4 protein-coding genes and 1 pseudogene are annotated in these 7509 nt (G+C 40.4%); 3 read left to right on the top strand and 2 right to left on the bottom strand.

Annotated features, from left to right (window positions below; genetic code table 11):
• Positions 1-653: 653 nt before the first annotated feature.
• Positions 654-1367 (top strand): response regulator, encoded by a 714-nt coding sequence (locus tag PX484_RS18110; RefSeq protein ID WP_287765721.1) that lies wholly within the window; start codon positions 654-656, stop codon positions 1365-1367.
• Between the two features lie 52 nt (positions 1368-1419).
• Here PX484_RS18110 and PX484_RS18105 read toward each other — a convergent pair whose 3' ends face one another.
• Positions 1420-2421, bottom strand: coding sequence for a phosphoribulokinase (locus PX484_RS18105; protein WP_002740086.1), 1002 nt, complete (start codon positions 2419-2421; stop codon positions 1420-1422).
• A gap of 275 nt (positions 2422-2696) precedes the next feature.
• Positions 2697-4511, bottom strand: coding sequence for an EAL domain-containing protein (locus PX484_RS18100; RefSeq protein ID WP_287765719.1), 1815 nt, complete (start codon positions 4509-4511; stop codon positions 2697-2699).
• A gap of 1285 nt (positions 4512-5796) precedes the next feature.
• On the opposite strand from PX484_RS18100, the gene PX484_RS18095 reads away from it, so the two are divergent.
• Complete coding sequence (locus PX484_RS18095; protein ID WP_287765716.1) at positions 5797-7323, top strand: bifunctional aminoglycoside phosphotransferase/ATP-binding protein; 1527 nt, start codon at positions 5797-5799, stop codon at positions 7321-7323.
• A 56-nt stretch (positions 7324-7379) separates the two neighbouring features.
• Positions 7380-7509: pseudogene (locus PX484_RS18090) on the top strand (Uma2 family endonuclease); the annotation flags it as partial.

The raw sequence follows: 7509 nt of genomic DNA, 5'->3' as shown, positions 1-7509 counted from the left end.
TTCTAGGTTCTGTGTGATAAGTTTAATTGACATAGGATCGATCGATCTTTGTGTCCTTTGTGTCTTTGTGGTTCGTTCCACCCCCTCGCTAGGAGAAATGTATCTTAGAATACATTTTACCCACCAAAGCTGGGAGAGCCAATTAATTAAACCAGAGCTTGGTTCTATTCTATGAAAATCCAAGCAGCTCAAAGATCTATTCTTCTTAAAATTATCTTGGCTCTTCTCGACTTTGTGTGACATTTTTTGCCGATGAAATTCTGAAATGTTTACTGGGAAAGACTTTTAGGGCTATTTTGGTGAATAAATCAACTATCAGTATAGGCCTCGTTTCCACACAGAAACCAGAAAAGCCAAATCCTTGCATAATCGAGATTTGTATGATATTATAAAGAAATAATTAAAGCAGAAAATTCTGGGTGATTTGGGTAGATTTGAGTATATTTTAGGGGAGGCTAAGTATATTTGCCATCTCTGCTTTTAGTAAGTATCAATAAAATCAACCGGAAAAAGGGGATTGCCGAATGAAGAATAAGAAAGCGGAATTCAGAGAAGGAGTAAAAGAGTGAAGTCAATGTTAATGAGCGGCTCGAATAATCGAAAAGCCAAAATTATCAAATCATCACTTACTTCGGCAAAACTGGTCAAAAAATATGAATATAGTGCGGGTTGTCGTTGTAGAAGATCACGATCTAACGCGCATGGGGTTAGTGGCGGCTCTCCAGCATCGGGAGGGAATTCAAGTCGTAGGGGAAGCGATCAGTGGATTACAGGGACTGAAACTGCTAGAGGAGACTAAACCCGATGTGGCGATCATCGATATAGGTTTACCCATGATCGATGGGATCGAGTTAGTGCGACGCTTCAAACAAAATCGGGGCGAAGACCCCCTGGCCACGAAAATCCTCATGCTAACCATGCACAAAATCCAAGAACAGGTTTTAGCGGCTTTTGCTGCTGGGGCTGATTCCTACTGTATGAAGGATATTAGTATTGATAAGTTAATCGAGGCGATTTATTCCACCCACGAAGGCAATCATTGGCTTGACCCAGCGATCGCCAATATTATCCTGAAACAAGTGCGCCAAACAGTTCCCGTGGGTGTGGCTGCTAGGTCGAAAACAGTGGCAATTCACGGCCTTGACCCAGAATATCGTCAATTATTGGAAAATGCGCCCCTAACGGGACGAGAGCTAGAAATTCTCGATCTGATTGTCGCCGGTTGTAGTAATGCCGAGATTGCCGAGCGACTCTATATCACCATCGGCACGGTGAAAACCCATGTCCGCAATATCTTAAATAAACTCTCTGTGGATGATCGGACTCAAGCGGCAGTGCTGGCCCTGCGATCGGGATTAGTGGATTAAAAAAAACCGGCATCCTAACCATATAGGATGCCAGTTCGGTGAAAACTAGAAACTAGACTGACGCTGCCACTTTTGCTTCGGCTGCCATTAGTTTTTCGTAGGTTTCACGCATTTTGAGACCGACCAATACTTGGAATAAACCCGTACCATTGGTGGAACCGGGATAATCCTTGTGTTTGAGCAGTAATTCGGTCATTTCACCGTAGTATTTAGTGCCAGTTTTGCTCAAATGGCTTTCGATGTAGATCATTTCTTCTAGGTTATCGAATTGACCATCTAGTTCCAGAATCGACACTTCATTGCCCAAGAAGCCATCTGGACCATAGTAGAGTTTAATACCGGGATAAGTGCAGGTCAATTTACGACCACAGGGCCGCCAATCGATGGTGGAACCTTCATCAAACAGATAAGCGGGTTCAAAGTTTTCTACCCCTTCTTTCTGGATTAAACGGACTCGCAGTAATTTACTTTCGTGATCTTCAAGTAATTTGGTGGGCAGCACTTGAATCACCACGTCAGCGTACTGTCTTTGGGGATCGATATAGGCACTGAAATCGGGTTTTCTAGAATTAATGGCCGCCATCACATCATCATAGGTGTGACCGCGCTCGGCCATATCCCGTTGAATTTTCCAGTTAACTTTGACTTCATCGCTAATATCGAGATAAACGCTGAAATCTAATAGAGACCGGACTCGTTCATCATATAAGGGGTGTAGTCCCTCGATCACGATTACCTTATTCGGTTCGATGATTTCGGGGGGATCGATCATCCCCGTTTCATGATTATAAATAGGTTTATTAATGGCTTGACCTCCCTTGAGAGCTTTAATCTGCTCGTACATCAGGTCAAAGTTATTCGCTTTCGGATTGAGTGCGGTGACACCCACCTCTTTTCTCTGTTTGCGATCGAGGCAATGGTAGTCATCTAAACAGATCACTGTCATAAACTCGGCCCCGAATAAATCGGTCAAACGACGTAAAAAAGTAGATTTCCCACAACCGGAGTCCCCAGCTACACCGATTAGAACCACGCGCTCTGGCTTATTGGCCATAGTTTCCCTCTAAATACACAACTAATTGTTAACCCTATAGTATGTAATTAAACCAGACTCTGGATCGAGCAGTACCCCGCCGCCACAAATTTCTGCTGCTGACAGGTTTGGCAAGAGCCTCACGCTAGAATGAGTAGGTATTTGATACTAGATAATCTGTTCAGATCATACCGGAATCAGTGACCAAAATCAGTTATCAGTGGGAATTATGAATTATGAATTGGGGAGTGGGGAGAATACACAAAAGCTGTCTCCTCTCCCCTGTCTCCTGACTCCTAATCCCCAACTGAGAGGGTGCGGTGGGTGTGGAGAAATGTAGTCATTTCCTTCACTGCTAAGGGGCAACTGATGCGATTGCCTTGCATTCTCTCACAACCTAATTCTTGCAGGATTTCTAATTGTTGTTGGGTTTCTACTCCATTGGCGATCGCTATTAAGTTAAAAATTTTCGCTATCGCCAGCAATGACGAGATAAAACGGGTATCTTGGGGAGCATTAGTCAGTTTTTTCGTTAAGGATTGCTCTATTTTCAGTTTTTTCACGGGAAATTGACCGAGATAGGCGATCGAAGCGTAGCCGCTGCCAAAATCATCGAGGGTAATACTAATACCCAATTTCTGCAAATCCCCAAGAATTCGACCAGTTTCGCGGCTATTTTCCAGTAAACTTGTCTCGGTTATTTCCATCTCCAGAAAGAAAGGCCCGATTTTGGTTTCAGTCAAGACTTCTTTTAGGGTGGTGAACAACTGGGGATCGCGCAATTGGTGTGGGGAGAGATTGATCGAGATGGGAGTGTATAATAACCCTCGCTGCTGCCATATTTGTGCCTGTTGACAGGCATTTTTTAGCACCCAACGATTAAGCTCAAGGATTAACTCGCTTTCTTCGACTAAGGGTAAAAAACGATTAGGCGCGATTAATCCGAATTGAGGGTGTAACCAGCGCAATAATACCTCTAATCCTTCCACTTGCCCCTGAGTAATATTAACTTGCGGTTGATAGTAAAGAGCTAATTCATTATTTCTCATTGCCTGATAGAGAAAATATTCAACTTTAGAACTACGATTATTTTTGGGGTGAACATTAACTGACTCTATCTGGGAGTTATTATTTATATTATTCTTGACTGCTACTAAATTTTCCTCCAGTTTCTGTAATATGACTTTCCTGTCTGTGCCGTCGGTGGGATAGATAACTGAACCTAAACTTAATCGCACGACTAGGGAGTGATTTTCGATTTCGTAATTACTTTCTAGGGTTTTAATAATTCTTTGACTAACTTTTTCTAAATCATTAGCAGCATTAATTTGTGGCAGCAAGATAATAAATTCATACCCTCTCCAATGGGCGACCATATCCTCTAATCGCAAACTTTTTCTTAAACGTTCAATTAAGATTTTTAATAGTTTATCTCCCAGTCGATAACCTAGTTTATTGTTGACATTTCTTAGCCGCCCTACGTCCACTAATAACAGTCCGATCAGTTTATTATTTTTCTGGGCATTATTAATAGCACTTGAGAGATATTCATTAAAGAGAGAACGGTTAGGTAAATCCGTGAGAACAACCGAAGAATATTCCTCTTGAATCTTGCTATCAAAACTAATGATTTTGGATGGGGATTGATGGAGAATTAAGGTACTTTTTGCATGGAGGTCATTCGGGCTAGAATGGGTTTCATTTTCCGTCATTTTCCCTTGTGAATATCCTAGACTTTTAAATGGTTCTTGCTCTATTTTTTCTTGACTGGCTATTAAATGAAAACTGGCATTTATATCACAGCCAAAGTTAATTAAATCACCATCTTTTAATTCATGAACTAAGCATTTAGACCCATTGACATAAATGCCATTATGACTTTTATTTCCCTCTAAATCACCATCAAGAATCCAATAGGAAAATTTTTGGCGATCAATACTCTTTTTAATTAAAGTCGCATGATAGCGAGACGCGTGTTTGGAGCGAAGAACAATTTGATTATCGGACTTACGTCCGAGAGAATATTTCATTTCTTCTAGGGGAATTGTTCTTCTACCTTGAGGATCTTCCACAATGAGGAGATAACGGGAATTAGATGAACTATTAATCATTTTTTCGGCACCTCGACAAAACTAAAAATATAAGTTAATATTATCCCTCAAAAGTCATGGCTTATTCGTCTTGAAGTTAATTTATCTTCTGAATAAAGTGTTAGGTGTGATTCGGAACTGTTACTTAACAGTAATTGTGTCACATCTTCTGGTTTCAAGGCCTGGGTAAACCAAAATCCTTGTACTTCTTCAAATTCTGCCCTAGGCTGATCATAGTCGTTGACATGGCTCAATGCTTGGTTTTTGATGGTAAATATTGGATAAGAGTTCGATCGATCTTCAAACTCTTGGGGGGGGGACTTATAATTATAACGGCTCTCTTGGGTTTGGTGGGTAAAATATATTCTAAGACACAGTCCTGCTAGTGAGCGACTGGAACGAACCACAAAGACACAAAGGACACAAAGATTGATCGCTTCTATATTAAGTTAAACCTATCACACAAAGAATAAGAGAGCCATATAACTTAAGTAGGAATAGCCGGTGCCAAAATTATCTCCAGCTAACTGTACCCCTAATTCCTTCGCTTAAAGCTGACCCCGCTCCCATGCAGTCTTAACGAGTAATTTAGATAGTCAACAGTTTACCGACAATCAGCAATTAAGTACCTAAGCAAAATTAATTACACATCTAAGCCGTCAGTTGAACGCTTTTTGCTGTGATCAGTAAACAGTGAACTAAAAACTCAAATCTGATCCCTGATAGCTGTCTCGGAGTCTCGGAGTCTCGGAGTCTCGACTAGGAAATTAATTTTGCACGACTACTTATCAGTGATCCTTAAACTGGTACAAATGTATGCCCAAGTGTCAGCATCCCACTTGTCAAGCTAATGCTTTCCAGCGTTTGGAAGAGGTACTTCCTGCACGGACATCTGAAACTGCGCGACCTGTACTCACAGTCCTGTCCTCACCAACGGGGTTTGGGGGGTAGAATCCCCCAAGAGTCAAAGATTGAGTGATAAGTAGCTGGTTATAATTAAATTAAAAATGGATTTTAGGTTCGATCCCCCCTGCCCCCCTTGATAAGGGGGGTGCCGATCCCCCCTTAGTCCCCCCTTAATAAGGGGGGTGCCGATCCCCCCTTAATCCCCCCTTAATAAGGGGGGTGCCGATAGGCGGGGGGATCCCCCCTTAATCCCCCCTTAATAAGGGGGGCATCTGACAACTTTTAACACCTACCTACTTAAAATCAGAAATAACGCCCAATTTTAACCGAGGGGTTCCCTTTAAAAATCCCAACTTAGTAGATTTACAAAAATAAGATGCACCCCAGAGGAGTTCTTGCTATGGATAGCAACCAATTAATCGAAGAATTAAAAAATCCCGACTTTTATCCTCATTCTGTCAAAATTCCCGTTGAAATTATCCAAACCCATGCTTCAATTATCTTCTTGACAGGAGATTATGCCTATAAAGTCAAGAAACCGGTTAATTATAATTTTTTAGATTTCTCCACTTTAGAAAAGAGAAAATATTATCTAGAACAGGAACTAGAGTTAAATAAAAAAGTTGCCGCTAATATCTATCTGGAAGTTTTGTCAATTAATGAAGAACAGGGTAGCATAAGTTTAAATGGAGAAGGAAGGGCGATCGAATACATCTTAAAAATGAATCAGTTTCCCCAAGAATGTTTACTGAGTAAAATTTTTGAACGGGGAGAACTAACGGAAAAAGCTATAAAATCTTTGGCTGAAAAAGTGGCGCAATTTCATCGGCAAGCTGTGACTAATTCCTATATTACTAAATTTGGCAATTTGGAAATTGTTAAACAAGCTTTTGATGAAAACTACCAACAAACCGAGAAATATATTAATTTTGTCCAAACCCAAAAACAATACGATGAAACAAAAGCTTATACAGATAAATTCTTCGCAGAACACCGAGATTGGTTAGAGGAAAGACAAATAAAAGGGATGATTCGCGAATGTCACGGCGACTTACATTTAAATAATATCTGTCAGTGGCAGGGAGAAATACAATTATTTGATCGCATAGAATTTAATGAATCTTTTCGCTTCGTTGATGTCATGTATGATATTGCTTTTACAGCGATGGATTTAACCGCTAGAGGGAGAGAAGATTTCGCTAATTTATTTGTCAATACTTATTTAGAACAAACCGCCGACTGGGAGGGGTTAAAAGTCTTGCCTCTCTACCTGACCAGACAAGCATATGTGAGGGCAAAAGTCAATAGTTTTCTGCTTGATGGTGACACTTTTTCCGAGAAAATTAAAGCCAATGCACAGGATTATTATCAATTAGCTTGGCATTACACACAACCGCAGAAACCGAGATTAATTCTGATGTCGGGATTTTCTGCATCGGGTAAAAGTACCATAGGGAAAGTAATTGCTAAAAATCTTAATGCTATTCAGATTCGTTCCGATGCAGTTCGCAAACATTTGGCTGGAATTGACTTAAATCAAACAGGAAGTCTAGACATATATAGTCTCGAAATGAGTCAAAAAACCTTCGCTAGACTGGCGGAATTAGCCCGAATTTTAATAACTTTAGGTTATCCGGTTATTCTCGATGCACGCTACGATAAATATGCTTGGCGAGAACCCTTATTAACCTATGCCCAAAATTTACAGATTCCTTTTCATATTGTCCATTGTCACGCACCGATAGAAGTTTTAAAACAACGGATTGCCGCTAGAAAAGGTGATATTTCTGACGCTACTATCGAGGTTTTAAATGCCCAAATTGAGCAAACAGAACCTTTTCATGAAAAAGAACAACCCTATCTAATTTCCCTAGACACTACTAACCCCAATTGTCCAGAATTTTTAGAGAGTCAATTAGGTAAATAGGTTGAGATGCACCCAATGATATAGCCATTCTTATAAAGTAGCAAGAAGGAGAAGCGATGGAAACTGTAGTGTTAAATCTAGAGACAGTTAATTTGACTGATGAACAATTTTATCATCTCTGTCAGGCTAATCAAACATGGAATTTAGAACGTAATCAAAAAGGAGAATTATTAATTATGCCTCCCG

The sequence above is a fragment of the Microcystis sp. M49636_WE2 genome (assembly GCF_030065375.1).
Lineage (GTDB): Bacteria > Cyanobacteriota > Cyanobacteriia > Cyanobacteriales > Microcystaceae > Microcystis > Microcystis aeruginosa_C.
The sequence above is the reverse complement of the archived record's forward strand: the minus strand, read 5'-3'. Positions and strand labels throughout refer to the sequence as shown.

Excerpts from the sequence above, each read along its gene's own strand:
- PX484_RS18110 (WP_287765721.1), top strand. The coding sequence starts at position 654 with ATGAATATAGTGCGGGTTGTCGTTGTAGAAGATCACGATCTAACGCGC.
- PX484_RS18105 (WP_002740086.1), bottom strand. The coding sequence starts at position 2,421 with ATGGCCAATAAGCCAGAGCGCGTGGTTCTAATCGGTGTAGCTGGGGAC.
- PX484_RS18100 (WP_287765719.1), bottom strand. The coding sequence starts at position 4,511 with ATGATTAATAGTTCATCTAATTCCCGTTATCTCCTCATTGTGGAAGAT.
- PX484_RS18095 (WP_287765716.1), top strand. The coding sequence starts at position 5,797 with ATGGATAGCAACCAATTAATCGAAGAATTAAAAAATCCCGACTTTTAT.